This window comes from Pseudoalteromonas sp. Angola-30 (assembly GCF_028599215.1).
GTDB lineage: Bacteria > Pseudomonadota > Gammaproteobacteria > Enterobacterales > Alteromonadaceae > Pseudoalteromonas > Pseudoalteromonas atlantica.
In genome coordinates, this window is the sequence record NZ_JAQREI010000052.1 from 1 (window position 1) to 571 (window position 571).

Below are 571 nucleotides of genomic sequence, written 5' to 3' on the forward strand. Positions count from 1 at the left end.
GCCTAGCCATATCTTCTCAAAATTCGCGTCACGCTCTTGTAGTTCTACATGGCCGACTTCGACGACTTCCCCTGTCTCTGTGTCGAGAAGCTTCCTATGCGAGATCGCCTTCAGCTTCTTGCTGGTGGTCCCTCCGCGCGATCTTTCGACAGCCTTTTGAGGGTCCGGGGCCACTAGCTTTTCCAAGTCACCCATGAGTCGGTTTCCCAAGCGATTCGCATCTAGGTTCTCATTCTACAGATCCGATCTCCAAAAACCAGAGTCGGTTTTAAACCGACAGCAAACACTAAAAAAACCGACAGCAAACACGGAAAAAACCGACTGGCTAAAATCACTCATATTCATAAATATCAATGACTTAAGCCAAAAAACACCAAATTTCACTCTCTTCTTATGTCCCTGCGCGACCCCTCCGGGGTTCGCTCCGGTCAGAAGCCAGGCGGGCCGACCGCTGCGCGGCGGCCGATGCCTGGCAGGCCGGGACCTCCGGCCACCGGCCAGATTTGCTACTACGGAAAAAAAATGGCTCCGCCTGGCCGGCTACCACGCTTGCCTCCCCGTCTCAGTGAAC

General features: G+C 53.8%; 1 protein-coding gene. It reads right to left on the minus strand.

Going from position 1 to position 571, the window contains the following annotated elements:
• On the minus strand, window positions 1-195 hold a 195-nt coding region (locus PSH54_RS20555), incomplete at its 3' end, for a replication/maintenance protein RepL (RefSeq protein WP_273607008.1).
• Between the last annotated feature and the right edge of the window lie 376 nt (window positions 196-571).